General features: G+C 39.3%; 30 protein-coding genes. 16 read left to right on the top strand and 14 right to left on the bottom strand.

What is annotated here, in order from left to right; translation table 11 throughout:
* Window positions 1-67: 67 nt before the first annotated feature.
* The 4 genes from AACM45_RS05350 (at window position 68) to AACM45_RS05335 (ending at window position 2,957) form a co-directional block, all read left to right on the top strand.
* On the top strand, window positions 68-655 hold the full coding sequence (locus tag AACM45_RS05350) for a PASTA domain-containing protein (RefSeq protein WP_339141259.1): 588 nt from the start codon (window positions 68-70) through the stop codon (window positions 653-655).
* Window positions 655-1,680, top strand: coding sequence for an RluA family pseudouridine synthase (locus AACM45_RS05345; protein WP_339141257.1), 1,026 nt, complete (start codon window positions 655-657; stop codon window positions 1,678-1,680). Before AACM45_RS05350 ends, AACM45_RS05345 begins: the two co-directional genes overlap by 1 nt.
* A 95-nt stretch (window positions 1,681-1,775) precedes the next feature.
* Complete coding sequence (yaaA, locus tag AACM45_RS05340; RefSeq protein ID WP_339141255.1) at window positions 1,776-2,537, top strand: peroxide stress protein YaaA; 762 nt, start codon at window positions 1,776-1,778, stop codon at window positions 2,535-2,537.
* Between the two features lie 57 nt (window positions 2,538-2,594).
* On the top strand, window positions 2,595-2,957 hold the full coding sequence (locus AACM45_RS05335) for a hypothetical protein (RefSeq protein WP_339141254.1): 363 nt from the start codon (window positions 2,595-2,597) through the stop codon (window positions 2,955-2,957).
* On the opposite strand, the gene AACM45_RS05330 is transcribed toward AACM45_RS05335, so the two are convergent.
* The gene (locus tag AACM45_RS05330) at window positions 2,954-3,088 is read right to left on the bottom strand and encodes a 30S ribosomal protein THX (RefSeq protein WP_339141253.1); all 135 of its coding nucleotides are present in this window, start codon (window positions 3,086-3,088) and stop codon (window positions 2,954-2,956) included. The two genes, AACM45_RS05335 and AACM45_RS05330, sit on opposite strands and share 4 nt — an antisense overlap.
* A gap of 95 nt (window positions 3,089-3,183) precedes the next feature.
* Between AACM45_RS05330 and AACM45_RS05325 the strand changes: the two genes are divergently transcribed.
* The 4 genes from AACM45_RS05325 to AACM45_RS05310 all read left to right on the top strand — a co-directional run bounded on the left by AACM45_RS05325 (window position 3,184) and on the right by AACM45_RS05310 (window position 7,257).
* Entirely contained in the window at window positions 3,184-3,540 is a 357-nt protein-coding gene (locus tag AACM45_RS05325) for a hypothetical protein (protein ID WP_339141252.1), read from the top strand.
* Window positions 3,527-3,907, top strand: a complete 381-nt coding sequence (locus AACM45_RS05320) for a hypothetical protein (RefSeq protein ID WP_339141251.1) — start codon at window positions 3,527-3,529, stop codon at window positions 3,905-3,907. The genes AACM45_RS05325 and AACM45_RS05320 overlap by 14 nt, the downstream gene beginning before the upstream one ends.
* Window positions 3,907-4,572: a uracil-DNA glycosylase family protein gene (locus AACM45_RS05315; protein ID WP_339141250.1), complete on the top strand. Its 666-nt coding sequence runs from the start codon at window positions 3,907-3,909 to the stop codon at window positions 4,570-4,572. Before AACM45_RS05320 ends, AACM45_RS05315 begins: the two co-directional genes overlap by 1 nt.
* Window positions 4,573-4,710: 138 nt before the next feature.
* Complete coding sequence (locus AACM45_RS05310; protein WP_339141248.1) at window positions 4,711-7,257, top strand: phosphoenolpyruvate carboxylase; 2,547 nt, start codon at window positions 4,711-4,713, stop codon at window positions 7,255-7,257.
* A 2-nt stretch (window positions 7,258-7,259) separates the two neighbouring features.
* Here the strand turns inward: AACM45_RS05310 and AACM45_RS05305 are convergent, their stop codons facing one another.
* The 13 genes from AACM45_RS05305 to AACM45_RS05245 form a co-directional block, all read right to left on the bottom strand.
* A complete protein-coding gene (locus AACM45_RS05305; RefSeq protein ID WP_339141247.1) occupies window positions 7,260-7,685 on the bottom strand; it encodes a LytR/AlgR family response regulator transcription factor in 426 nt (141 codons plus the stop codon).
* 227 nt (window positions 7,686-7,912) lie between these two features.
* The gene (locus tag AACM45_RS05300) at window positions 7,913-9,409 is read right to left on the bottom strand and encodes a M20/M25/M40 family metallo-hydrolase (protein WP_339141245.1); all 1,497 of its coding nucleotides are present in this window, start codon (window positions 9,407-9,409) and stop codon (window positions 7,913-7,915) included.
* 93 nt (window positions 9,410-9,502) lie between these two features.
* Complete coding sequence (gene trpA, locus AACM45_RS05295; protein ID WP_339141243.1) at window positions 9,503-10,267, bottom strand: tryptophan synthase subunit alpha; 765 nt, start codon at window positions 10,265-10,267, stop codon at window positions 9,503-9,505.
* A gap of 196 nt (window positions 10,268-10,463) precedes the next feature.
* Window positions 10,464-10,586 carry a GIY-YIG nuclease family protein gene (locus AACM45_RS05290; RefSeq protein WP_445227724.1) on the bottom strand — a complete coding sequence of 41 codons (123 nt, stop codon included), beginning with the start codon at window positions 10,584-10,586 and terminating at the stop codon, window positions 10,464-10,466.
* Between the two features lie 104 nt (window positions 10,587-10,690).
* Window positions 10,691-11,872 (bottom strand): tryptophan synthase subunit beta, encoded by a 1,182-nt coding sequence (gene trpB / locus AACM45_RS05285; protein WP_339141241.1) that lies wholly within the window; start codon window positions 11,870-11,872, stop codon window positions 10,691-10,693.
* A complete protein-coding gene (locus tag AACM45_RS05280) occupies window positions 11,869-12,516 on the bottom strand; it encodes a phosphoribosylanthranilate isomerase (protein WP_445227721.1) in 648 nt (215 codons plus the stop codon). The genes trpB and AACM45_RS05280 overlap by 4 nt, the downstream gene beginning before the upstream one ends.
* A 63-nt stretch (window positions 12,517-12,579) precedes the next feature.
* Window positions 12,580-13,362, bottom strand: a complete 783-nt coding sequence (gene trpC, locus AACM45_RS05275) for an indole-3-glycerol phosphate synthase TrpC (RefSeq protein ID WP_339141237.1) — start codon at window positions 13,360-13,362, stop codon at window positions 12,580-12,582.
* Window positions 13,363-13,448: 86 nt separating this feature from the next.
* Window positions 13,449-14,444, bottom strand: coding sequence for an anthranilate phosphoribosyltransferase (gene trpD / locus AACM45_RS05270; protein ID WP_339141235.1), 996 nt, complete (start codon window positions 14,442-14,444; stop codon window positions 13,449-13,451).
* Window positions 14,445-14,499: 55 nt separating this feature from the next.
* A complete protein-coding gene (locus AACM45_RS05265; RefSeq protein ID WP_339142376.1) occupies window positions 14,500-15,066 on the bottom strand; it encodes an anthranilate synthase component II in 567 nt (188 codons plus the stop codon).
* Window positions 15,067-15,171: 105 nt separating this feature from the next.
* Window positions 15,172-16,569 (bottom strand): anthranilate synthase component I family protein, encoded by a 1,398-nt coding sequence (locus AACM45_RS05260; protein ID WP_339141233.1) that lies wholly within the window; start codon window positions 16,567-16,569, stop codon window positions 15,172-15,174.
* Window positions 16,570-16,810: 241 nt separating this feature from the next.
* Window positions 16,811-17,386, bottom strand: coding sequence for a YceI family protein (locus AACM45_RS05255; RefSeq protein ID WP_339141232.1), 576 nt, complete (start codon window positions 17,384-17,386; stop codon window positions 16,811-16,813).
* Between the two features lie 39 nt (window positions 17,387-17,425).
* On the bottom strand, window positions 17,426-18,058 hold the full coding sequence (locus AACM45_RS05250) for an NAD(P)H-dependent oxidoreductase (RefSeq protein WP_339141231.1): 633 nt from the start codon (window positions 18,056-18,058) through the stop codon (window positions 17,426-17,428).
* A gap of 1 nt (window position 18,059) precedes the next feature.
* Complete coding sequence (locus tag AACM45_RS05245; RefSeq protein ID WP_339141230.1) at window positions 18,060-18,506, bottom strand: MarR family winged helix-turn-helix transcriptional regulator; 447 nt, start codon at window positions 18,504-18,506, stop codon at window positions 18,060-18,062.
* 131 nt (window positions 18,507-18,637) lie between these two features.
* Between AACM45_RS05245 and AACM45_RS05240 the strand changes: the two genes are divergently transcribed.
* The 8 genes from AACM45_RS05240 (at window position 18,638) to AACM45_RS05205 (ending at window position 24,951) form a co-directional block, all read left to right on the top strand.
* Window positions 18,638-19,186, top strand: coding sequence for a TlpA disulfide reductase family protein (locus AACM45_RS05240; RefSeq protein WP_339141228.1), 549 nt, complete (start codon window positions 18,638-18,640; stop codon window positions 19,184-19,186).
* A 7-nt stretch (window positions 19,187-19,193) separates the two neighbouring features.
* Complete coding sequence (locus AACM45_RS05235; protein WP_339141227.1) at window positions 19,194-19,811, top strand: thioredoxin family protein; 618 nt, start codon at window positions 19,194-19,196, stop codon at window positions 19,809-19,811.
* 77 nt (window positions 19,812-19,888) lie between these two features.
* Window positions 19,889-20,197 carry a rhodanese-like domain-containing protein gene (locus AACM45_RS05230; RefSeq protein WP_339141225.1) on the top strand — a complete coding sequence of 103 codons (309 nt, stop codon included), beginning with the start codon at window positions 19,889-19,891 and terminating at the stop codon, window positions 20,195-20,197.
* A complete protein-coding gene (locus tag AACM45_RS05225) occupies window positions 20,197-20,709 on the top strand; it encodes a DinB family protein (protein ID WP_339141223.1) in 513 nt (170 codons plus the stop codon). Before AACM45_RS05230 ends, AACM45_RS05225 begins: the two co-directional genes overlap by 1 nt.
* A gap of 21 nt (window positions 20,710-20,730) precedes the next feature.
* On the top strand, window positions 20,731-22,014 hold the full coding sequence (locus tag AACM45_RS05220; protein WP_339141221.1) for a DUF2851 family protein: 1,284 nt from the start codon (window positions 20,731-20,733) through the stop codon (window positions 22,012-22,014).
* An 8-nt stretch (window positions 22,015-22,022) separates the two neighbouring features.
* Complete coding sequence (locus tag AACM45_RS05215; protein WP_339141219.1) at window positions 22,023-22,250, top strand: PspC domain-containing protein; 228 nt, start codon at window positions 22,023-22,025, stop codon at window positions 22,248-22,250.
* Window positions 22,251-22,253: 3 nt separating this feature from the next.
* Window positions 22,254-23,261, top strand: a complete 1,008-nt coding sequence (locus AACM45_RS05210) for a potassium channel family protein (RefSeq protein WP_339141217.1) — start codon at window positions 22,254-22,256, stop codon at window positions 23,259-23,261.
* Between the two features lie 85 nt (window positions 23,262-23,346).
* A complete protein-coding gene (locus AACM45_RS05205; RefSeq protein ID WP_339141215.1) occupies window positions 23,347-24,951 on the top strand; it encodes an alanine/glycine:cation symporter family protein in 1,605 nt (534 codons plus the stop codon).
* Window positions 24,952-24,960 lie beyond the last annotated feature (9 nt).

Below are 24,960 nucleotides of genomic sequence, written 5' to 3'. Positions count from 1 at the left end.
AATCAGTTGATGGCAAAGTAACTAAAAAAGGGCCGTTTTTCTATATTTGTCGAGATAACTACTAGTGATGAGAGATTTTTTTGATTTTTTAAAAAGTAAAACCTTTTTAGTGCAGTTGGGCCTAGCCTTGGTTGTCGTTATTGTGTTGTGTATAATTACATTGCAATGGCTAAAGAGCACTACGAATCATGGTGAGTTCGTTGAGGTACCTGATTTTTCGAAACTATCGGTTCAAGAAATGCGTAAGATCGCCGAAGAAACGGGATTGCGATATGAGGTCTTGGATTCTACGAATTATAATCCAGATTATCCGAGGTTCTCGATTCTGGATCAAAATCCCGTTGCCGGTACAAAGGTCAAAGACAATAGAAAGATTTATTTTACGGTAAATCCTTCTGGATACAAGAAAATTACGGTACCCGATATCATTCAAGTCACCCAGCGTAATGCTTCTTCCATGCTGAGGGCGGTCGGTTTAGACGTGCAAAGAGTGACTTATATCGATGAGATCGGTAAAGACATGGTATACCAAATGAAATTTAAGGGCAAATACGTAAAACCAGGGGACAAACTTCCAAAGACCTCAAAGGTGGAACTTATTTGTGGCAATGGAAAAATACCCAATAGTGCGCGCATTAAAGCGGATTCTAACTAATGGATAACCCCGAGAACTCAGACTTTTCACAAGACGACCTTTTTGAACATTACAGATTTGTGGCCTCAAAAGGACAAGAACCACTTAGGGTAGACAAGTTTTTAATGAATTTTATTGAGAATGCCACACGCAATAAAATTCAAAAAGCAGCAAAAGATGGCAATATCTGGGTCAATGATCAAATTGTAAAACAGAACTACAAGGTCAAGGCCGGTGATGAGGTTAAGGTTCTTTTCGAACACCCCCCTTATGAGTTTTTATTGACCCCTGAAGACATACCCTTAAATATCGTTTATGAAGATGAGGTATTATTGGTGGTGAACAAACCTGCCGGAATGGTCGTGCACCCCGGTCATGGTAATTACTCAGGCACATTGATAAATGCATTGGTCTACCATTTTGATAATTTGCCGAATAACAGCTCTATGCGACCAGGTTTGGTACACCGTATCGATAAGGATACCTCAGGATTACTGGTTGTCGCCAAAACCGAGGCAGCCATGACCTACTTGGCCAAACAGTTTTTTGAAAAGACCAGTGAACGCGAATATGTAGCTTTGGTCTGGGGAAATATGGAACTTGATCAAGGTACCATAGCGGGCAATTTGGCCAGACATCCTAAAAATAGGCTGCAAATGGCCGTTTTTGAAGAAGAGGGGGTAGGTAAGGAGGCAATAACACATTATAAGGTTATAGAGCGCTTGGGTTATGTTACCTTGGTATCCTGTAAATTAGAGACCGGCCGTACACACCAAATACGGGTTCATATGAAACATATCGGACATACCTTGTTCAATGATGAACGTTACGGAGGTGATAAAATATTGAAGGGAACTACCTTTACTAAGTATAAACAATTTGTGGACAATGCCTTTAAGATACTGCCAAGACAGGCGTTACATGCCAAAACATTAGGCTTTAAGCATCCTCTGACAGGGCAATCGATGCGATTTGATTCTGAGTTGCCGAACGACATGGCCGCGGGTATTGAAAAATGGCGAAGTTATGCCAGACATTCCAACTAGTATAAGTTTTACCAATGCCCAGATTGATGAACTTCATTTGAAACTGCTACGGTCTTATCAAAATTGGTCTTATTTTTGGATAAAACTTGTAAGCAATGAAAATTGTTATTTCCCCTGCTAAATCACTTGACTTTGAAAGCAAACTACCTACGGATAGATTTACCCAACCGTATTTTTTGGAAGCTGCTGAAAAATTAAATAAGGTCTTGGCGAAAAAAAAACCCAAGGCGCTGTCTGAATTGATGTCCATTTCCGACAACCTAGCACAGTTAAACTGGGAACGTAACCAACAATTTTCAACTCCTTTTCATCCAGAAAATGCACGTCAGGCGGTTTATGCCTTCAACGGTGACGTATATCAAGGGTTGGATGCGTATACCCTACCTGAAGAACGCCTAGGGCATCTCGAAGATACTTTACGGATCTTATCGGGATTGTACGGTGTGCTAAAGCCCTTTGACTTAATGCAACCCTATCGTTTAGAGATGGGTACACAACTGAAGGTGGGCCGCAAGAAAAACCTTTATGAGTTTTGGAAAAAAGAGGTCACCACTTTTTTGAACAATGAACTTGAAGAAGGGGAACCCTTTCTAAATTTGGCAAGCAATGAATATTTTGGGGTCATTGATGAAAAAGCATTGAAAGTCCCAGTAATTACACCAATATTCAAAGACTGGAAAAACGATAAGCTCAAAATCATAAGTTTCTTTGCAAAGAAAGCACGAGGTTCGATGGTGCGCTATATTCTTGACACCGATGCCCAGAATTTAGATGATATCAAGGGCTTTGATTACGATGATTATGTTTTCAGCCAAGAACATACCCTGAAAGAACATCAACCCGTATTTATTAGATAGAATAAACTGCGCTTAATCACGTTCTTTTATAAAGAACTCTTTTCAAGTGCGTGAACTATGAAAAAAACAATGCTGTCTTTGGCCTTTATTTTTGCAGCCGTATGGGCATGTACGGATAGGGACGACGATTTGACAACTGCAAATATCAGGATCAAAAACAATAGTAACCTTAATCTTAACCTGGTCGAAGTAATTGCGGATAGTTTGTTCTACGAAAACGTTGATGTTGACGGTTTCTCAGAATATCTTGAATATGAAGAAGCCTTTCAGGCCATGCCTTTTCGGGTTGAGACCGATTCGGCAAATTTTGATTTTACCCCAGAGCAACAAGATTTAGACCCTTTGCCTATAGGGTTGTATACCTATGAGATCAGTATAAACGAAGAAGGTGCGATAGAATTGGACTTTAAGATAGACTAGGCCTTTTTTACTTTTTCAATTGCAATTTTATCCTCTACGGCGATGCGCTTTTTTATTTTACGCTTTCTTCTGGCACCGTATGACTTATTGGCGATCTTGCCCCGTTTTGTTTTGATATCCCCTCTACCCATAATCTGTAATTTTTCTTTAGCCTCAAGATACGAAAGTGCTTTGAATTGCTTAAAGATTTCATCATGATTAAACTGGATTATGCTATTTTGGGGGCATGTTCTATTATTTGAGCATTGCCCTACAGGCCTATTGTGTATATCATTGCTATTCAAACAGAAACAACCATTACTGGATATTGGCAATTATTTTTTTGCCTTTTATTGGTTCACTGCTGTATCTTTTTGTTGATGTGATTCAAAAAAGGGATGTTGAAAAAGTGCAAGAAGAACTCCTATCCGTCATCAGCCCTTCGCAAAAGGTCAAAGATTTGGAAAAACAGTTGCGATTTTCAGAATCCTTTGAAAATAGGGTTAAATTGGCAGATGCGTATTTAGATGAAAAAATCTATGAAAAAGCTATTGAACACTATGACATCGCACTAAGGGATAATTTCAAAGATGATTTTATGTAATTTCAAAATTGCAGGAAGCCGATTATTTTTCCTCAAATTTGAGGAGTCGATCAGGTATGCAAATAAGATAAAAATAGCTTACGCTTTAAAAAAATCAAGGGCCTCTCTTTTGTACGGAATGGTTTTGGAGAAACGAGAAAGGGCAGATGATGCCGAAAATGAGTTAAGGGCCTTCGATGCGCCTTACAATTATTTTATGGAAAGACTTGAGCTAGCCAGATTTTTAAATCATAACGAAAAGAAAGAGGCCGCAATGTTGGTCTATCAAGAACTTATTAAGGAATTTGAAAGTATGTCAAAACAGAGTTTAAGTACGCATCTTCATATTATAAAAAAGGCTAAAGAAGAATTAGCAGTGCAGGTATAATGTTTTTACACCAACATCCCTATCCCCCCTTTTTGTTTGAGGGGGTCAAAAAGCTCATTGTGGGTACCTTGCCACCACCTAGATTTACGACCGGTGCGTTCAAGGATGGCGATGTGGATTTTTGTTATGGTAGCCGTGATGGACAGCTCTGGAAAATTTTGGATGAAATATTTGGTTTAGACTTGACTTACACCACCACCGAGAAAGCCATTCAAGAACGAAAGGCCTTTTTGAAGGATCAAGGTATCGGTATTTGTGATATCGTTGAACGTGCCCAACGTGACAAAATAGACGCTTCTGACCTGGGCATGCAACACGTTGAACTTCGCGATATTCTAGCTTACCTAGCCCAATATGACACTGTAGACACCTTGCTTTTCACCGGGGGAAACAGTAAAAATGGCCCAGAGTATTTTTTTAGGAAACAATTGAGGACAAAAGACATACATTTCGGTGTGCTTTCAGATGAAGTGCCTAGAATCCATCAATTCAAACACCCAGAAACCGGCCGGTATATCAAAACGGTCTCCCTTACGGCACCTTCAGGAGCCGCGAACAGGGCAGTAGGTAGCTTACCACGCTATAAAGAACTGAAAAGTAAGAATGCGGCTTTCAATACCTTTGATTTTAGGGTGTTGCAATACCGTCAACATTTTATGGAATAAAGGTTACACTTGTTATGTTTTCGTAATAGGTTTTAGAAATATGTGATTTGACCTAAATTTCATATTTGATTTCTTTTTTATGACCATCTTTGTATTCACTCGAATTTTAATGCACTATTCAACAGGTAAATTTTTCAGATGCAGCAGTCAAAACGTTTAACGGAATTCAAAAAGTCGGTTACCAATAAGTTCAATATTTACAACAGCTTGTTTTTGAGCTTGCCCTATGCCGATATGGAAAATGTCGGTATGTTGGTGCCATTGCTTTTCGACCATTGTGAAAAGGGCTTACAACAAGGTAAAAAGCCCCAAGAAATCTTGGATACCTTTTTTGCCAATTTCACTGAAATGAATGCTGAAAGTGAACGGCTAGATTTCATGTTTCGAATAATCCAGTATGTCGAACGTCAGGTAGTACTTTACGATAGTGTCGAAGATGCTGCTTTTCCTAAACTACAGGAGTATACCAATTCATTATCGATCAATGATTATTTTGAATTGGTAAACCGAAGCAAAAATTGGGATAAGATCGCGAAAAAGCTTTCTACCTTTAGTGCCCGAATCGTACTTACTGCCCACCCTACCCAGTTTTATACACCAGCGGTATTGGATATCATCGCTGAACTAAGGGCATTAATAGATGAAAACCGTATTGATGATATTGATTTGACCATGCAACAATTGGGACTGACCTCTTTGATCAACGCGAAGAAACCGACCCCATTGGATGAAGCAAAGAATATCATCCACATACTCCGTAACACCTATTACAATGCTATTGGGGAATTATTTCAATATGTCAAAAAGAATATCCGTGATGCCAATTTCGATAACTATAATATCATCAAACTTGGTTTTTGGCCAGGAGGCGATCGAGATGGAAACCCATTTGTTACGGCAAACATCACGAATCAAGTAGCCGATGAATTGCGATTGACCTTGATGAAGTGCTATTATAATGAACTTAAGGTTTTGCGAAAAAAGTTGACGTTTAAAGGGCTACAGTCTCCCATCAATGAGCTGAACATCAAGCTCTATAAGGCCATGTTTCAAGAAAACTTTGTAATAGGCTATGATGAGATTATTGAAAAATTGGAAGAGGCGAAGGCCATTTTGGTCTCTGAATACCACTCCCTATACCTTGACGATTTGAACCAGCTAATTGACAAGGTGCATATTTTTAAGACGCACTTTGCGGCTCTGGATATACGCCAAGACCATAGTAAGCATCATTTAGTAGTTGAGACGATATTGAGGCAAAAAGGAATCATCAAGGGCGACCTTTCAGAACTTAGCGATGACGAATTGTTGGACAACCTTTTGAATAAGGATTTCAATTTGCAAGACGATGAATTCGATATTGATATTGTAAGAGATACGATAAAGAATATCAAACAATTAAAGGATATTCAAGCCAAGAATGGGGAACAGGGCTGTAATCGATATATCATAAGTAATTCAGAAGATATTTATTCCGTTTTATTCGTCTTTGGATTATTTCGTTGGTGTGGATGGAAAGAAGAGGAAATTACGTTTGATATTATTCCATTATTCGAGACCATGAAGGGTATGGATGCTTCAGAAGAAGTAATGCAGACCCTGTTTGATACACCTAAATATCGTGCACATCTAAGGCGTAGGGCCGATGCCCATACCATTATGCTGGGCTTTTCAGATGGTACGAAGGACGGAGGCTATCTGAAAGCCAATTGGTCTATTCTAAAAACCAAGGAAACCCTTAGCGGGGTTTGTGAAAAAAACGGTATAAAAGTGATGTTCTTTGACGGTAGGGGAGGCCCACCGGCACGGGGCGGGGGAAAAACACATCGTTTTTACGCAGCGCAGACCAAAGATGTTGCCAATCACGAAATTCAATTGACCATACAGGGGCAAACGATTACAAGTACCTATGGTACTAAAGAGCAGTTTATCCATAATGCCGAACAATTGTTGACCGCCGGTTTGAGCAATAACCTTTTTGGAGAAGAACATACGATTTCAAAAATACAACGAGATCTTATAGAAGAATTGTCAGAGTTGAGTTTTGCGAAGTACGATTCTTTAAAACAGCATGATAAGTTTATCCCTTATTTAGAGCATCGTAGTACCTTAAAATACTATGCCCAAGCCAATATTGGTAGTCGCCCTGGAAAAAGGGGGAATAAGGCCCAATTGACCTTATCTGATTTACGGGCCATTTCTTTCGTCGGTTCGTGGAGTCAGCTAAAGCAGAATGTACCAGGTTATTTTGGTCTCGGTAGTGCCATTCAAAAATTTAAAATTGAAGGACGTATAAGTGAAGTGGAAAGTTTGTATAAAGAAGTACCTTTCTTTAGGGCTTTGATGCACAATAGCATGATGTCGCTAGCCAAAACCAATTTTAATTTGACCGGCTATTTAAAAGAAGACCAAGAGTTCGGTGGGTTTTGGAATATCCTTCATGATGAATGCCTGCTTTCTGAAAAGATGTTGCTTGAGATATCAGGTCATAAGATTTTAATGGAAAATGAAGAAGTCTCCCGAGAGTCGATCAAAATAAGGGAGAAAATCGTATTGCCCCTATTGGTCATACAGCAGAACGCCTTATACCATATAACACAAGAGTCTAAATACAAAGCGTTGTATGAGAAAATCGTAACAAGATCTTTATATGGCAATATCAATGCCAGTAGAAACTCAGCGTAAAACTATGGAAATTCAGATAGCGCTTCAGAAAACGGAAAGGTTTTAATAGGTCTTTCGGCATTTTTTTTCAGTTCTAATCTTTCAATGATTTTTGCAACTGATTGCTCAAAGCGCTTTTTTGATATGGGTTTTGTCAAAAAATCGTTGATTCCGTAATCGTAAGCCGGCATTGCGAATTTAGACCAAGTGGAGTTCATGATAATGGCTGCATTGACTTCTATACTATCCAAAATTTCAAAGGCATCAACCTTATCCATTAGCACGTCTAGAAAAACAATTTCCGCTTTATGGTCGTAGATGGCCTTGACACCCTCGAACGGATTGTCGAAAGCACCGATCAAATCTAATTTGGGATGATTTTTTACCAAAAAGGTAGTCGCCAAGCGTTGAATTGACGAATCGTCAATGATAATAGTAGGGTATTTCATGATTTGGGTAACATTTGGTACCATAAAATTACCACCGTCAGGTATCCCTTTAAATCAAAATAGGGTAAAGTGGTTTTTTAATCGTTCATTGGGCGAAAAACCTGAAAACCAAAGGTGAAGTGAAAATTTAAATCGATAATTTTCACCGTTTATCGTGCTTCTTGTTTGAGATAATCCAATTCAGAATGGTCTTATTCGACCCAGATGCCACTGTTGTCCAGTGCTGCTTACTTTTCCGTTTTTAAAATCTGATAAAAGGCCTTGATTCCGTAAGCCAGCTGTCCGATCTTTAAATTCTCGTTCGGGCTGTGTTGATTATTGTCAGGGTTGACCATGGGCACTACGAATGCCGGTATTTTTAGTTCGTTGATAAAAGGGGCTATTGGCACGGTACCTCCCATGATTCGAATTTGTACTACGTCATCGTTGAATGCCTTTTGTAAGGTGTTGACCAAAAAAGTACCGTATTCGTTGTCTAGATTGGTTCTGAAAGCATCCGTGACGCTTCCCTCGGTAAGGGTTATAATGTTATCGTATCGTAAGCGTTCTTCTTTTGAAGGTATATCTTCGAGAACCGTAAAACCTTGTTTTACGATATGATCTTTAACTAATTTTTTCAATCGTGTGCCATCTGATTCCGGTACTAAACGTAAATCCAATTCAGCTGTGGCACTTTCAGGCACAATGGTTCGGGCTTTTTTACCAATCCATCCGGATCCTAGACCACGTATGTTTAAACTTGGGTACTGCAGTGACTCTTGATAGAAGGCACCTACTTTTTCAGCGGTTTTGAATTGCAATTTTTCCGCAATGGACACGGCGTCATCCGGGACACTTCTTAAGATATTTTGAACGGGTTCACCCAAACTGATACCATCATAATACCCTTTTATCAATACACGACCCTCTTTGTCTTTCATGGTTGCCAATAGTTGTGCCAATTGAAATCCTGGATTTGGTGCGTAATTACCGTAATGACCACTATGCTGTGGTTTGGCAGGGCCATGTGTCGTTATTGAGAGGGTGGTGATGCCACGACAGCCATAGACAACAGTTGGCTTTTCAGAAGAATGTATGGGGCCATCGGCAATCAACAAAAAATCCGCCTCAAGAAGTTCTCTATACTGTTTTACCGCCTTGGGCAGTGGTTTACTACTTTTCTCCTCTTCACCATCTAATATGACCTTTACGTTAAAGGGCAATTTTATTTCCTCCTTTTGTAAAAGATCGATAGCGTTCAAAAACATGATGATGGGTCCCTTATCATCAGATGTAGAACGACCAAAAAGCCTCCAGTTGTAATCAATGTCATCATTCAAAGCTTCAAAATCCATGGTTTCATAGCCACCATCAACGGGTTTTTTCAATACGGTTTGATACGGGTTTTCTTGGTTCCATTTGCTTGAATCTACGGATTGGCCATCAAAATGCATATAGAAAAGTATGGTAGGTTTCGTGTCTTCCATAGGAAGCGCAGCAAAGAACAAGGGGTGGTTTTCAGTTTCCAGTTCCGTAGTATTAAATCCCCTGGCATTAAAATTTTTCTTGAGCCAAATCAAGTTGTCCGCGATAGCATCACCGTTCAAGGCATCATTGGGAATGGCAACAAAATCACGAAGCTCTGTTATTGATTTCGCCACTTGTGATTTTAGCAATGTAGAATCTTGCGAAAGGGCAAGGTGAAAGGTAAGGAATAGTGGAATATAGAAAAGTTTGTTTTTCATCTTTAGAGCTTTTTCAGGGGATGGAAAGTATTATTTATAGTTGATTTTTACAACTTGGACCGTATTATTTTTCAAACAAGGATGAGGTATAATTTAGGGCCTAATTGTTTTTATAAAATCGTTTATTCCGTTTATTCCGTTTTGCGTCAAATATTTAATAAAAGCAGAACCAATAATAGCCCCTTTTGTCATTTTGGTGGCCTGTTGAAAGGTTTCTTGGTCTTTGATGCCAAAACCTACGATCTGTGGGTTGCTTAAACCCATTTTGGCAATGCGCTCAAAATAGGTTGTTTGCTCATTTCCAAAACCTGATTTCGATCCCGTTACGCTAGCCGTACTTACCATATAAATGAAACCTTTAGAGGCTGCGTCAATTTGTCGGATGCGTTCTTCATCGGTTTGAGGAGTGATTAAAAATATATTGATAAGCCCATTTTTTTCAAAAATGGCTTGGTAGTGTTCTTGATAAATAGCTAATGGAAGATCAGGCATAATAATACCATCAATACCGATTTCATGGCATTTGGCGCAAAATGCTTCCACACCATATTGCAACATCGGATTAAAATAGCCCATAACGATCAAAGGAATGGAAACCGTTTTGCGGATATCTTTTAATTGTTCAAAGAGCTTTTCTGTGGTCATTCCATTTTTTAGGGCAGCTGTAGAGCTGTCTTGTATGGTCGGCCCGTCTGCTAAAGGATCACTAAAAGGTAACCCGATTTCAATCATATCAACGCCGTTTTTTTCTAAATCTTGAATGATTTTTACCGTGTCGTTTAGTTTTGGATATCCAGCAGTGAAATATATGGAGAGGAGTTTTTTGTCCTCTTGTAATTTTTGGTTAATTCTGTTCATTATATTATCTGTCATTCCCGCGTAGGCGGGAATCTTTTTAATGTGTTCTTATGATTTTTTAAAATTTAAGGCCCTTCTTCCAACATCTAAGAAAGATTTTCCCAGTCCGGATTCATATCATTAATTAAATTCTCTTTCCATTGCCGATTCCAGTGTTTTATTTGCTTTTCTCTTTTGATGGCATTGTTCACATATGTTATTTTTTCAAAGTATACCAATTTATGAACATTATATTTTTTTGTAAATCCTTTGTTTTGTTTTGTTTTGATTGGTGTTGTTGTAATCTCAGCTTTAGATTATTTGTCATTCCAACATACAATACTGTATGATTTTTGTTGGTCAGTATGTATAATAATTTTCCATTTAATTGGAATCGCAATCATTTTATAGGATTCCCGCCTACGCGGGAATGACAAAAACAATCTAAAGTTTAAAATAATCAATATACGTCTGCAAATCTTTATCACCACGACCTGATAAGCTGATCACGACGACATCATCCGGTTTGAATTTTTTATGCTGAAAAATAGCGAAGGCATGGCCAGTTTCAATGGCCGGAATAATACCCTCCAATTGTGAAAGTTCCAATCCGGCGGTCATCGCCTCATCATCGGTAGCGGAGTAAAACTCGGCACGGCCAGATTTATATAAATGCGAATGCATAGGCCCCACCCCCGGATAGTCCAACCCAGCAGAAATGGAATACGGCTCGGTTATTTGTCCGTCTGGCGTTTGCATCAACATGGTCTTACAACCATGGATGATACCAACTTTACCAAGGGCAGAAGTAGCTGCGCTTTCACCGGTTTCCACACCTTTTCCTGCAGCTTCGACGGCGATAATACCTACGTTGGGTTCCTCTAAAAAATGATGGTACGTTCCAGCAGCATTGCTACCACCACCAATACAGGCGACCACATAATCAGGGTTCTCACGACCTTCTTTCCCTTTTAACTGCCATTTGATTTCTTCAGAGATGACCGACTGAAATCGAGTGACCATATCGGGGTAGGGGTGTGGGCCAATGGCCGAACCGATAATATAGTGGGTGTCGACCGGATTGTTTATCCAATCCCGTATGGCTTCGTTGGTCGCATCTTTTAAGGTTCGGCTACCCGAAAGTGCGGGTCGAACCGAAGCCCCCAACATTTTCATACGTGCAACGTTTGGTGCCTGACGGGCGATATCGATTTCACCCATATATACAATGCATTCCATACCCATAAGGGCGCAGACCGTTGCAGTCGCCACACCATGTTGACCTGCCCCGGTCTCGGCGATAATGCGGGTCTTGCCCAATCTTTTTGCCATCAATATTTGCCCAATGGTATTATTGACCTTGTGGGCCCCAGTATGATTTAAGTCCTCTCGTTTGAGATAAACTTTCGTGCCATGCTTTTCAGAGAGGCGCTTGGCGAAATAAAGTGGGGAAGGCCTGCCGACATAGTCTTTAAGTAAACCATGGAATTCTTTTTGAAAAGAATCCTCATACATAATATCCAAATAGTTACGTCGTAACTCTTCTACGTTGGGATACAGCATTTCAGGAATAAATGCACCCCCGAATTCACCATAATACCCTTTTTCGTTTGCGTGATAGGTCATTCTTTGTCAGTTAATAAATTTTTAAACTTTTCCAATTCATCAATTTTTTTGAATCCCGGTCTTGATTCAAAACCACTATTTACATCAATGGCATGGCAATACCGTGATTCCGGTCTTTTTGAGAACTCATGAATGGCATCGGCTTCGTTCAGCCCAATACCGCCACTTAAAAAGTAAGGTTTTGTAGAAGGATAATCCTTTAAAACGGACCAATCAAAAGTATAGCCATTTCCACCAGGAAGTTTTCCTTTGGTATCAAATAAATAATAATCACAAACCTCTTCATAAGGCTCGAGCACGTTAAAATCAAACGTATCTTTTATAGAAAAGACTTTGATGATTATGAGGTCGAGTGTAGTCGAGACTTCTTCAATCAAAGCTTTTTTTAAGTTTTTGCAATATTCCGGACTTTCTTGACCGTGTAGTTGTACCCCATCTAAATGATACTTTTTGACTTTTTCCAAAACCTCCGTTAACGAAGCATTGACAACGACTCCTATTTTTTTCGTTCCAAATGGAAGCGGAGGAATCTGACCGTCAAAATAGCGAGCTGATTTTTCCCAGAATATAAAACCCAAATAATCAGGCTGCAAGGTAGCAACCGCCTTGGGATTGTATTTCATTCCGCATACCTTTAATTTCATAGCCTTATTGCCAACATCGTGAAGCAATCTTTTCCTCAAAGTAAAATCAATACTTCCGGTTACTCATTTTAGGTTATTTATAAACGCTTTGGCGCTTTTTCCTGGATTTTCAGTTTTCATAAAATTCTCTCCAATCAAAAAACCTTGGTATCCATACCCTTTTAAATCTTTGATAGCTTCCACAGCGCTAATGCCACTCTCTGAAACTTTTACGAAATCTTCAGGAATCAAGCTTGCCAGCTTCTTGCTGGTTTCTAAGTTAACTTCGAAGGTTTTAAGATCTCGATTATTGACCCCTAACATATCTAAACTAGGCATCAGGGATTTTTGCAACTCTTCTTCATTATGAACCTCTAACAAAACATCTAAGCCCAGACTTTTTGCCAGTTCTGAAAATGTTTTGATTTTCTCTTTTGTCAATACCGCGGCAATCAACAAAATCACGTCAGCACCATATGCTTTTGCCTCTATCAATTGGTATTCGTCAATAATGAATTCTTTGCGTAGTAAGGGCATGCTTACTGAAGCCCTTGCCAATACGAGATCTTCAATTGATCCACCAAAATATTTGATGTCGGTCAGAACGCTCATGCCACAAACCCCTGCATTTTGATACCCTTTGGCTACTTGCCCAACGTTGGTATTTTGATTAATGGTCTTTTTAGATGGGGAGCAACGTTTGTGTTCGGCAATAATACCCGTTGAACTTTCCTTCAATAGTTGGGCCAAGGAAGCTCCTTTTCTATCAAAAAGGGAAAAGTTTTCAAATTGCGAAATAGGGAGGATGGACTTTTTTAAATCCACCTCCTTAAGCTTGTCAGCTACTATTTTATCTAGTATGTTCATTTTATTCGATATTGAGAATGACGTGAAGGAATCTATTGAATTCGTGTTCTATTGCCTTCAACTGCACTCAGAATGATGTTTCATTATTAGTTCCTACTCAATTCCTGCAATTTTTTCAATGCTATCAATCCTTTTCCACCTAACAAAGATTCCTTTGCCAGTTCAAATCCTGCTTTTGGGGTGGTATTTTTAACTGTTGCAATGGCAACACCAGCATTCGCACAGACCACGTTATTTTGTGCTTCCGAACCTTTTCCATTCAGTACATTCATAAATATTTGGGCCGAATCAGCGACATCGTCCCCACCAATAATCTCATTTTCAGATATGGGATCAATTCCAAAATCGGAGGGCTTGATAATACCTTCAGAACCATTTGAAATGGTCTTGGTGTCGCCTGTTAGGCTGATTTCATCATACCCATCCAATGCATGTAGTACTGTAAAGTTTTTATCCGTGTTTTGATAGAGGTAACCATACATCCGTGCCAATTCCAAATTAAACACCCCGACCATTTGATTTTTTGGAAACGCGGGATTCACCATGGGTCCCAACATATTGAAGAAGGTTTTAACCGCTAATTCCCTTCGGATGGGGGCAACATTTTTCATAGCAGGATGGAACAAGGGGGCGTGTAAAACACAAATACCGGTTTCATCAATTGACTTTTTGAGGAAGTCAGCTTCATTACTGAATTTGATTCCCAAAAATTCCATCACATTGCTACTACCGCATTTTGAAGAGACCCCATAATTACCATGTTTGGTCACTTTTACACCCGCACCTGCGGTCACAAAAGAGGCCAAAGTAGAAATATTGAAAGTATCTTTTCCATCCCCACCGGTACCACAGAGATCAACAGGGTTATATTCTGAAAGATCAACGGCCAAACAGAGTTTTAAAAGCGCGTCTCGAAAACCCTCGAGCTCTTCAATGGTGATGCTGCGCATCATGTATACCGTTAAAAATGCAGCGATTTGACTCGTGTTGTAATCCCCTTTGGCAATATTGACCAGAATTTGTTTGGCATCCTCTTTTTCAAGGATTTCGTGATTAATAAGCCTGTTTAGTATTTCTTTCATTGTAAAATAGTCTTTAGTTGTTAGTAATGAGTAGTTAGATGTTATTAATTACCCCTTACCAATCACTCTTGGGTTTAGCCTCCAGCCAGTTTTTAAGTATTTGTTTCCCTTCTGGGGTTAAAACCGATTCTGGGTGAAACTGTACCGCCCTAATATCAAATTCTTTGTGGCGTAACGACATTACTTGCCCGTTTCCATCAAAGGAGGTTGCCTCTAAGGCTTCTGGTAAATGCGAATTTACCACCCAAGAATGGTATCGACCTACTTCGATTTTCTTGGGCAATCCTTGAAAAATATAATCTTCAATCTCAATAGTTATGGAAGTAGCCACTCCGTGATACACCTGATCCAGGTTAATCAAGCTACCGCCATATACTTCTCCAATAGCTTGTTGCCCAAGGCATACCCCAAAAATTCGTTTGGTGGGCCCATAGGTTTTAATGATCTCTTTTAACAACCCTGCCTCATTGGGTATCCCCGGTCCTGGGGAAAGCACAATTTCGTCATAGGCATCGGCCTCTTCTACGGTTAATTGGTCGTTACGTTTGACAATAACTTCACGATCAAGATCTTCTAAATAGTGCACTAGGTTAAAAGTGAAACTATCGTAATTGTCTATCATTAATATGGCCCCACCTGGCCTCCCCAATGGGGAGGAATTTTCGGTAGATCTGGTTTCTTCTTTCTTCATAATTTATCTTTTACCCCTATTGGAGGTAAGGAGGCTTTAGATGGTTTCTGCAATTTCAAGTGCTTTGTTCAAAGCGCCAAGTTTGTTGTAGGTTTCTTGTAATTCATCATTGGCATTTGAAGCGGCTACTAGCCCTGCTCCAGCTTGAAAATGAAGTTCATGGTTTTTGCTCAAAAACGTTCGGATCATAATGGCATGGTTGAAATTGCCTTTAAAATCCATAAAGCCAATAGCTCCACCATAATATCCACGACTGGTTTTTTCATACTTTTCTATAAGTTGCATGGCCATATGCTTGGGGGCACCGCTTAATGTGCCTGCCGGAAACGTATCCGCTACAATTTTTAAAGTGGAAATGTCCGGTTTTTTCATTCCGGTAACCTTTGAGACCAAATGAATCACATGCGAGAAGTATTGTACTTCTCGATAGGTTTCCACATTGACCAAGTTTCCATTTCTACTAAGGTCATTACGCGCCAGATCGACCAGCATGACATGTTCGCTGTTCTCCTTCTCGTCTTCGGCCAATTTTATGGCCAGTTCAGCATCTTTTTCATCATTTCCAGTACGCTTATAGGTGCCAGCGATCGGGTGGATCTCTGCCTTACCATCTTTGACGACAAGCTGTGCCTCTGGGGAGCTTCCAAAAATCTTAAAATCACCATAATCGAAGAAAAAGAGATAGGGAGAAGGGTTTATAGAGCGTAAGGCGCGATACACATTAAATTCATCACCTTTAAATCGTTGTGAAAACCTTCTCGAGAGTACCAATTGAAACACGTCACCGCGCTGGCAATGTTTTTTGGCCAAGGCCACGTGTTCTTTAAACGCCTCATCTTCTAAATTCGTTTTTACGGTTCCGTCTTTTGAGAAATTATAAGAGGCGAAACTTCGAACGTTCAAAACCTGTTCCAGTTGCGGAATATTATTTTCACTTTCAAAACAATGGGCGAAAATATAAGCTTCATTCTTAAAATGATTTATAGCAATGATGTTCTGATAAACTGCATAGAACATATCGGGTATGGTAAGGGAATTTTCTTTTTTCGAAATAGATACATCTTCGAAATACCGCACGGCATCATAGGCCATAAAGCCGAAAAGACCGTTGGTAATGAATTTGAATTCTTGATCTTCCACTGAAAATTGTTTTCTGAACGCATCCATTTCTTGAATTACATCGACAGTGTCGGTAATTTCGATTTCTTGCTTGATACCATCCGGAAATTCTTTGGTAATTATCTCATTCTCAACTTTAATTGAAGCAATAGGATTGCAGCAGATGTATGAAAAACTATTGTCATTGGCATGGTAATCACTACTCTCCAATAAAATGCTATTAGGATACTTATCCCTTATCTTGAGATAGACACTGACCGGTGTAATGGTGTCGGCAAGTATCTTTTTGTAGTGTGTTTCTAATTGATATGTCATTTCAAATTGATTCAAAAAATTAAGGCTTGTCGTGATGACAAGCCTTTTATATGAATTGGTAATAGTAGGACTAGCTCACGAATTTCGACGTAAGTTGTTCCACCACCAAGTTTTGTTCATTGTTTTCATTAGTTCAAATATAGAAATCAAATCGAAACTTTCAAATTAAAGATTGATAATAAAAAAATATCCTGCTTAAATAGCAGGATATTCCCATTTTCTTTTTCACTATGTAGTTGGATTAGAATTCTAAATCGACCACTAGATCAAACTCGTCGTATATCGTTTTGTCCCCCAAATTGTCGAAGAAGCTTCCTGAACCATATTTTACATCGTAGTTGGTTCTGTCCACCTTCAACGTTGCAGTTGCCTTGCTACCATAAACCGAAACATCAAAAGTCACTGGTTTAGTGATTCCCTTAATGGTCAAATCCCCGGTTACTTCATATGAATTCTTACTAGAAGACTTAACATTGGTAAAAACCAAATTTGAAGTAGGGTTTGAAGCTGTTGAAAAGAAATCATCAGAATGTAAATGGCCATCTAGATCACTTTTGGATTTTCCAGAAAGGTCAGTTGTGTTGATGGTTGTCATATCTACCACAAACTCACCACCGGTCAATTTGTCGCCATCGAACATAAGGGCACCTGATTTCAAATTGATCGTACCTGTATGTGAACCGGTTACTTTGTACGCCTTCCAAGTTACGGAGCTAGCATCGGTTTTTACTTCTTTTTTGTCATCGTCGACTGTCTTTGCCGTTGCTGCGAATCCGACTACCAAGGCCAATGCTAAACTTAAAATGTTCTTTTTCATGATTTTAAAATTGTTTTCTGTTTGTAATTGTTTAATGATTTATATATGTGTAAATAATTCTTCTTTTGACTGACGAACTTTTGCATAATGTTGCGTATCGTCTTCAGCAGAGCGGTATCCGATAGGCAATACCACCGATACGCTAAGATTTTTTTCAGACAATTCAAGGATTTCGTTGTATTTCTCGGCCTCAAAGCCTTCCATAGGGCAGGTGTCGATTTTTAGTTCAGCCGCCGCCTGCATTACATTACCTAGAGCGAGATAGGTCTGTTTTGCGGTCCAATTTGCCTTACTATCGGTCGAAAGGTCCAATAATTTTGATTTCATAAAATCCCCATATCCTTTTAGGCTTTCGGCCGGAATGTTTCTAGTTTCAGAAACATTTTCCAGATACGTATCTATTAATTCCGGACCAAAATCGGTTTTATGGGCAAAAACGATGATATGGGAAGCATCGGTAATTTGCGATTGCCCCCAAGATACCCCACGAAGTCGCTCCTTTAAAGCTTGGTCTGTAACCACAAATACGTGATAGGGTTGCAATCCGTATGATGATGCACTTAACCTGGTCGCTTCAAGAAGTGATTCTAAATCTTCAGCGGAAACCTTCTTGGTACTATCGAACTTTTTAGTTGCATATCGCCAAGTTCTGTTTTCTAGGATGTTGTTCATATTAAAATTTATCTAATAATTGGTTTAATTCATTGAGTTCTTTTGTCGAAAAATTTTGTGTCACCTGTTGTTCTGCATTTTTTATCGCATCATCCATCAAGGTCAAAGCTCTTTCCCCTTCAGGTGTGATGAATATTTCGATTTTTCTTCGATTGGTTTCACATATTTCGCGTTTCACGAATTCTTTAAGAAGCAATTTGTCGACCAAACGAGTAGTATTGCTCATTTTTGCGACCATTCGTTCATTTAAAGTTGATAAATTTGCTGGTTCCCCTCTTAGGCCCCTTAAAATTCGAAGTACGTTAAACTGTTGCAATGAAACTTCAAATGGTTTAAGCGCGTTTCCCATGGCCTCGTTCAGTTTACTATTGACCAAAGACAAATGAATAATCGTTCTGGTCGCCAACGGAATGGGTTTTGTGGTTTTTATAATTTGCTCAACATTCATGTTATTACAACAATTGTATATACAAATATATTGGATACCTTCTTCTTTAAACCAGTTACAACCGCTAATTTTTTGTTAAAACCAAATTCAAGGATACCACATTGGTTAATTTTAACTGCTAATTCGATACCATGAAGCGTTTGTTGCCTCTTATCATTGTGATGATATCAATCTACAGTTGTGGACCAAACGGTAAAAAAGCCGAGGAGTTCGATGAAAAGGTTACCCCTGCCGAGGTTGCTGTGAACTCAAAAAGCGAAGTACCCTTTACGATATATGATTATGAAGGGTTAAAGCCATTATTGCATCAACAAGATGATAAGACTTACATTGTGAATTTTTGGGCTACATGGTGCAAACCTTGTATTGAAGAGCTTCCTGCTTTTGAGAAAACCTTTGCAGAACAAAAATCAAATAATGTCGAAATGATTTTGGTGAGCCTTGATATGCCATCAATGTGGGAGAAAAGATTGGTTCCCTTTGTTAAAGAAAAAAAATTAAAGGGACAGGTCGTGATTTTAGACGATCCAAAGATGAACGATTGGATTCCTCAAATCGACAAGGACTGGGAAGGGGGCATACCAGCTACCTTAATATATAACAAAGGTAAAAGAGCTTTTTATCCGCACGGTTTTACCTACGACGAATTGAATAAGGAATTGTTGAAGTTCATTAAATAATACTACTATGGGAATTGGAAAAGTAATGGGTGCATTTATACTTATCTTAAGCTTGACAGCTTTCACATCAATTGAAAATAATACTATAAAAGGCTATGGAATCGGTGCTATTGCCGATGATTTTTCATTGAAAAACACTGATGGGAAAATGGTTTCTTTAGCGGACTACGATAACGCCAAAGGATTTCTGGTAATTTTCACTTGCAATACCTGCCCGTATGCCATAGCTTATGAGGATAGGATAATTGCTTTGGATAAGAAATACAAAGCCAAGGGTGTTCCGGTTATAGCCATAAACCCGAATAACCCAAGTGTTAAACCCGGGGATAGCTTTGATGCCATGAAAATCAGGGCTAAGGAAAAAGGGTTCACATTTCCCTACCTACTAGATGAAGGTCAAAAGGTCTATCCCAAATATGGGGCCACCAGAACGCCCCATGTGTATTTGTTGCAGCGCACGGATAAAGGTAACATAGTGCGTTATATCGGGGCCATTGATGATAACTATCAAGATGCATCACAAGTGGAGGATAAATATGTGGAGAGCGCCGTTGATGCCATGTTGGCCGGAGAGGAAATTGAGCTGACCTTGACAAAAGCAATCGGGTGCTCTATAAAAGTTTAAAGCGAAAAATTTATAGTTTTAAGTCCGGAGTATTGCTTCGGACTTTTATTTTTGACAAACTTAATTTGATAACCAAGATGGATTTAAGCCAAGAAGAGTGGACCGAACAACTTCATAAAGATGATAACGCCGTTGTTTTGGACGTCAGAACGCCCGAAGAAGTGGAAGAGGGTTATATACCCAATGCAACCCACATAGACATTTATCTGGGCCAAGGTTTTATTGATGAAATCGAAAAATTGGATAAGACCAAAAATTATTACGTTTACTGCCGCTCTGGTAATAGAAGTGGTCAAGCTTGTGCAATACTGAACAGTATAGGTATAGAAAATGCATTTAATCTTGAAGGCGGTTTCATGAACTGGCAAGGTGAAACAACCAATTAATGGGTTTTTCAGACGTCATCGTAAAAGAGCTCAGCACGAATGCCTTGGTTTTTGAGTCGCTGTTGGCCAGCGTTCCCTTAGAACTGTCAAATCATAAAGAAGACCCGAAAAAATGGAGCCTTCTTGAAATTGCCTGCCATTTGGCCGATGAAGAGGTAGAAGATTTTAGAACAAGGGTAAAACATACCTTAGAAACCCCAGACCTTCCACTAAAGTCGATTAGCCCTCAACTATGGCCGATATCGCGCAAATATTCCCAACAGAATTACCATGAAGCCGTTAATCGATTTTTAACCGAAAGACGTATTTCCATTAACTGGTTAAAAGGTTTGATAGACCCGCAATGGAGCAATACCATCGATAATAAAGACTTGGGTAACTTAAGTGCCCAAGATTTTCTAGAAAATTGGCTTGCCCACGATTACCTGCATATTCGTCAAATAAATCAAGTCAAGCGTAGTTTTCTGGCACGTAATTCCCATGGCGATTTAGGTTATGCCGGAAATTGGTGATCATTTCTTTACCTTAGTGAAATGCGTGAAGACCTATTGCATTTTATTTGGAAGACCAATAAATTACAACACAAAGAATTAACCACTACATCGGGCGAATCAATAGTAATTCAGAACCTTGGGTTGCATAATCAAAATACCGGCCCAGACTTTTTTAACGCAAAGCTAGTTATTGCCGGTCAAGTTTGGGCCGGTAATGTAGAGATGCATTTAAAATCTTCAGATTGGTATGCACACGGCCATGAAACGGATTCCAATTATGATAATGTCATTCTTCACGTGGTTTGGGAAGATGACGTAGCCGTTTTTCGAAAAGACAAAACTGAAATCCCCACCCTGACGCTAAAGAACCTAATAACAACATCATTTCTAGACCACTATCGCAAACTACTTTACAATTCAAAAAGAACGTTTGTCAATTGCGAGAAAGACCTTGCTTCGGTAGATGGTTTTTTAAGGACCAATTGGGCTGAGCGACTTTACATAGAACGTCTCGAACAAAAATCCAAGTTGATTTTTGATTTGTTGAAAGCATCTAAAAATGATTGGGAAGCGGTGTTGTTCAAGCTATTATTGAAGAATTTTGGTTTGAAGGTCAATGGAGAAGCCTTTAAGGGTATTGCCGAAGCAACTGATTTTAGCGTCATCAGAAAACTGGGGAACGATGTTTTTGCTTTAGAGAGTGTTATACTAGGTCAAGCACGATTGTTCGATATCAAGCATGACGGGGATGCTTATTATGCTAAACTTCAAAAAGAATATGCTTTTCAAAAGGCGAAGTTTCTACTACGAAACGAAAGCGTGCAAAAACCCGATTTCTTTGGTTTACGACCTAACAATTTTCCTACTATACGGTTGTCACAATTTGCAAATTTGTATGCATCCAATGAAAGCCTTTTCAGCAAGGTGGTACAAGTAGATGACTTAGGGGCCATGTACACTATTTTTCACGCTGAGACCAGTGATTATTGGAGAGATCATTACACCTTTGGAAAAGTATCCAAATCCTCAAAAAAGCGATTGACAAAAAGCTTTATTGATTTATTGCTCATCAATACCATAATACCCCTAAAGTTTGCCTACCAAAAGATACATGGAAAAATGGAAGAGGGATTGTTATTGGGTCTGGCCATGGCGTTAGGTCCTGAGAAGAATAACATCATATCAAAGTTTGATGAAATTGATACAACAACGAAAAACGCTTTCGAAAGCCAGTCAAGATTACAGCTATACAACGAATATTGTTCAAAGAACCAATGTTTGCGCTGTAAGATTGGTACCGCACTATTGAATAAGAATGGCTAATTTTGAATATGCGCTGGATTTACGATTTACTGTATTATTTTCAAAAGAGGGGTTTTGAGGTATGCCGCCGAATTGCAGAACGTTTGGGTATTAGGGCCAGGGTAGTACGAACTACATTTATCTATTTAACCTTTGCGACTTTGGGTTTCGGGTTTGCACTGTACCTTTTTATCGCTTTCTGGTTAAAAATCAAAGATTTGGTGTATACCAAACGAACTTCAGTATTTGATTTGTGATTTATGTATAAACTCTTTCGTTCAAAAATTGCAATTGCACTTACCTTAATGTTCATTGTGTTTTTGGTTGGTGTATTTGGTTACCGCTTGATTGCCAATTTTTCGTGGGTGGAGTCCGTTTACATGACAATCATTACGGTAACAACCGTAGGTTTCGCCGAAGTTCGCCCATTGGACTCGAATGCACAGATTTTTACCGTATTTTTAATTATTAGTAGTGTATTCATATTCGGTTTTGCCATTTCGGTCATATCAGAATATATTTTGAGTAAGAATTCGTTGCAGCTTCTAAAGAAAAAAAGGGTGAGGAATAAGGTCAAAAATCTGGCAAATCATGTAATAGTCTGTGGTTATGGAAGAAATGGCCAACAAGCCACAGAACGATTAAGGGCCTATAAAAAACCTTTCGTGGTTATTGAAAAAGACAAAGAACTGATTGAATCGCATGAAGGTAATGTGCTGTTTATAGAGGGCGACGTCAATGAGGATGACGTCTTGTTGGAAGCAGGTATAGAAAATGCACAATACTTGGTGACCGCACTACCAGATGATGCCGTCAACCTTTTCGTAGTACTTTCGGCAAGACAATTGAATGACAAACTGTTCATCATAAGCAGGGCGTCACAGGCGACCTCGGTTAAAAAGCTGCAATTTGCCGGTGCCAATAAGGTCATTATGCCTGATAAAATCGGGGGCGATCATATGGCTTCACTGGTCGTAATGCCAGATTTAATCACATTCATGGATAAATTATCCATGGAAGGCAAGCATACCACGAATCTCGAAGAAGTCGAAATTGAAGATTTTAAAGGGGCCCTTAATTATAAATCCATTCGGGATTTGGATTTAAGGCGAAAAACCGGTTGTACCATTATAGGTTATATTGAGCCTAATGGAAATTACATCATTAATCCCGAAGCTGATCTTGAACTGCAGCCTAAGGGGAAGGTCATTGTTTTGGGTAGACCAGAACAGATCGATAAGCTCAATCAAATGTTTCAACTAGATTAGTTAACCACCAATAAATTTGATTGCATTAATTTTTTTTAGGATATTGTCAGCTTTACATCAAATTAACAAAACCAAACAATAAGTTATGAAGTATAGACTTCTTACGTTTTTATCTTTTTTGATTCCGATATTTTCATTTGCCCAAGACACCACGGAATTGGGTCTGGACCAAAAGATAGATCGAGCCTTTCAGCCTATTTCCTCTTTCTTTGAAAGCGTCATTTTTTTCGAGATTGCAGGTACGCCCTTCGTGCTTATTTTGTTGGTGGGAAGTGCACTGTTCTTCACGCTTTATTTTGGATTTCCGAACATTAGGCATTTTTGGACTGCAATCAACGTGGTTCGCGGAAAGTATGAGGAAGTAGAGAAATATGGTTTGGAAAAAGTTGAGCTTCATATGACTGATGACGGTGATATCCCAGATACGATCCGTGATGAAAGTGAAGAAGGGGAGGTCAGTCATTTTCAGGCATTGGCAACTGCAGTATCCGGAACGGTTGGTAATGGTAATATAGCAGGGGTTGCCTTGGCCATAGCCCTAGGGGGACCCGGTGCGACGTTTTGGATGATTGTTTGTGGATTGCTAGGAATGTCTACCAAATTTGTGGAATGTACCTTAGGTGTACAATATCGTGATGTCGGTGAAGATGGTACGGTTTATGGTGGACCAATGTATTACATAAGCAAAGGTCTTAAATCAAAAGGCTTTAAAAACTTGGGCAAAGTCGCTGCCGCCTTATTTGCCTTCTTTTGCATAGGGGGGTCTTTCGGTGGTGGTAACGCCGCACAATCCAATCAGGCGACCATTGTCATAAAAGAGCTATTCGGATGGGAAAGTACCGCAGCAGGTGCCATTGTAGGCTTGGTCTTGGCTATCGTCGTCGGAATCATCATTATTGGGGGAATAAAGAGGATTGCTTCGGTTACTGAAAAGGTCGTCCCTTTTATGGCATTGATATATATATTATGTTGCTTATATATCATTTTCAGTAATTTTTCTTTAATAGATGATGCAATAGGTTTAATAGTATCTGAGGCATTTAATCCTACTGCAATAGGGGTCGGTGGCGTAATAGGGGTATTATTGGTAGGCTTTAGAAGGGCTGCATTTTCAAATGAGGCTGGGGCAGGTTCTGCTTCAATCGCACATTCGGCGGTAAAAACAAAGTATTCTGCTTCAGAAGGTTTGGTTGCACTCTTAGAACCGTTTATAGATACCGTGGTGATCTGTACCATGACGGCTTTGGTAATTGTAATATTCAATTTTGGTGGTTTCTTTGAGTACGGGGGTGATGGTTCTGGGGTTGTCTTTATTAATGGAGAGGCCTTCGAGGGAGCAGGCATTACTTCAAAAGCATTCGCAGAGTATATTCCTTATTCCAAAATATTCTTAACCGTGGCTGTAGTGTTATTCGCGGTTTCTACTATGATATCATGGTCATACTACGGTCTACAGTCATGGAAATATCTTTTTGGCCGTGGAAAGAAAACGGATTTGGCCTACAAAATGCTTTTCTTGACCTTTGTTGTAATAGGAGCTGCGGCAAGCATGGATTCTATTTGGGCGTTTTCAGATGCCATGATTTTTGCCATGGTATTTCCTAATATGATAGGACTATACTTTTTATTCCCAGAGGTTAAAAAACAGCTTAAAAGGTATTTGGATGCGATAAAGAAAGCTTATTCCTAATCAATATAC

It is taken from the genome of Croceitalea sp. MTPC5 (assembly GCF_036985505.1).
In the GTDB taxonomy this organism is placed as follows: domain Bacteria; phylum Bacteroidota; class Bacteroidia; order Flavobacteriales; family Flavobacteriaceae; genus Croceitalea.
Note: the sequence above shows the minus strand (reverse complement) of the source record. Positions and strands in the feature narration are given on the sequence as shown.

What these genes read in the sequence shown, in the direction of transcription:
- AACM45_RS05350 (WP_339141259.1), top strand. Translation starts at nt 68, where the DNA reads ATGAGAGATTTTTTTGATTTTTTAAAAAGTAAAACCTTTTTAGTGCAG.
- AACM45_RS05345 (WP_339141257.1), top strand. Translation starts at nt 655, where the DNA reads ATGGATAACCCCGAGAACTCAGACTTTTCACAAGACGACCTTTTTGAA.
- yaaA (WP_339141255.1), top strand. Translation starts at nt 1,776, where the DNA reads ATGAAAATTGTTATTTCCCCTGCTAAATCACTTGACTTTGAAAGCAAA.
- AACM45_RS05335 (WP_339141254.1), top strand. Translation starts at nt 2,595, where the DNA reads ATGAAAAAAACAATGCTGTCTTTGGCCTTTATTTTTGCAGCCGTATGG.
- AACM45_RS05330 (WP_339141253.1), bottom strand. Translation starts at nt 3,088, where the DNA reads ATGGGTAGAGGGGATATCAAAACAAAACGGGGCAAGATCGCCAATAAG.
- AACM45_RS05325 (WP_339141252.1), top strand. Translation starts at nt 3,184, where the DNA reads ATGTTCTATTATTTGAGCATTGCCCTACAGGCCTATTGTGTATATCAT.
- AACM45_RS05320 (WP_339141251.1), top strand. Translation starts at nt 3,527, where the DNA reads ATGATTTTATGTAATTTCAAAATTGCAGGAAGCCGATTATTTTTCCTC.
- AACM45_RS05315 (WP_339141250.1), top strand. Translation starts at nt 3,907, where the DNA reads ATGTTTTTACACCAACATCCCTATCCCCCCTTTTTGTTTGAGGGGGTC.
- AACM45_RS05310 (WP_339141248.1), top strand. Translation starts at nt 4,711, where the DNA reads ATGCAGCAGTCAAAACGTTTAACGGAATTCAAAAAGTCGGTTACCAAT.
- AACM45_RS05305 (WP_339141247.1), bottom strand. Translation starts at nt 7,685, where the DNA reads ATGAAATACCCTACTATTATCATTGACGATTCGTCAATTCAACGCTTG.
- AACM45_RS05300 (WP_339141245.1), bottom strand. Translation starts at nt 9,409, where the DNA reads ATGAAAAACAAACTTTTCTATATTCCACTATTCCTTACCTTTCACCTT.
- trpA (WP_339141243.1), bottom strand. Translation starts at nt 10,267, where the DNA reads ATGAACAGAATTAACCAAAAATTACAAGAGGACAAAAAACTCCTCTCC.
- trpB (WP_339141241.1), bottom strand. Translation starts at nt 11,872, where the DNA reads ATGACCTATCACGCAAACGAAAAAGGGTATTATGGTGAATTCGGGGGT.
- AACM45_RS05280 (WP_445227721.1), bottom strand. Translation starts at nt 12,516, where the DNA reads ATGAAATTAAAGGTATGCGGAATGAAATACAATCCCAAGGCGGTTGCT.
- trpC (WP_339141237.1), bottom strand. Translation starts at nt 13,362, where the DNA reads ATGAACATACTAGATAAAATAGTAGCTGACAAGCTTAAGGAGGTGGAT.
- trpD (WP_339141235.1), bottom strand. Translation starts at nt 14,444, where the DNA reads ATGAAAGAAATACTAAACAGGCTTATTAATCACGAAATCCTTGAAAAA.
- AACM45_RS05265 (WP_339142376.1), bottom strand. Translation starts at nt 15,066, where the DNA reads ATGATAGACAATTACGATAGTTTCACTTTTAACCTAGTGCACTATTTA.
- AACM45_RS05260 (WP_339141233.1), bottom strand. Translation starts at nt 16,569, where the DNA reads ATGACATATCAATTAGAAACACACTACAAAAAGATACTTGCCGACACC.
- AACM45_RS05255 (WP_339141232.1), bottom strand. Translation starts at nt 17,386, where the DNA reads ATGAAAAAGAACATTTTAAGTTTAGCATTGGCCTTGGTAGTCGGATTC.
- AACM45_RS05250 (WP_339141231.1), bottom strand. Translation starts at nt 18,058, where the DNA reads ATGAACAACATCCTAGAAAACAGAACTTGGCGATATGCAACTAAAAAG.
- AACM45_RS05245 (WP_339141230.1), bottom strand. Translation starts at nt 18,506, where the DNA reads ATGAATGTTGAGCAAATTATAAAAACCACAAAACCCATTCCGTTGGCG.
- AACM45_RS05240 (WP_339141228.1), top strand. Translation starts at nt 18,638, where the DNA reads ATGAAGCGTTTGTTGCCTCTTATCATTGTGATGATATCAATCTACAGT.
- AACM45_RS05235 (WP_339141227.1), top strand. Translation starts at nt 19,194, where the DNA reads ATGGGAATTGGAAAAGTAATGGGTGCATTTATACTTATCTTAAGCTTG.
- AACM45_RS05230 (WP_339141225.1), top strand. Translation starts at nt 19,889, where the DNA reads ATGGATTTAAGCCAAGAAGAGTGGACCGAACAACTTCATAAAGATGAT.
- AACM45_RS05225 (WP_339141223.1), top strand. Translation starts at nt 20,197, where the DNA reads ATGGGTTTTTCAGACGTCATCGTAAAAGAGCTCAGCACGAATGCCTTG.
- AACM45_RS05220 (WP_339141221.1), top strand. Translation starts at nt 20,731, where the DNA reads ATGCGTGAAGACCTATTGCATTTTATTTGGAAGACCAATAAATTACAA.
- AACM45_RS05215 (WP_339141219.1), top strand. Translation starts at nt 22,023, where the DNA reads ATGCGCTGGATTTACGATTTACTGTATTATTTTCAAAAGAGGGGTTTT.
- AACM45_RS05210 (WP_339141217.1), top strand. Translation starts at nt 22,254, where the DNA reads ATGTATAAACTCTTTCGTTCAAAAATTGCAATTGCACTTACCTTAATG.
- AACM45_RS05205 (WP_339141215.1), top strand. Translation starts at nt 23,347, where the DNA reads ATGAAGTATAGACTTCTTACGTTTTTATCTTTTTTGATTCCGATATTT.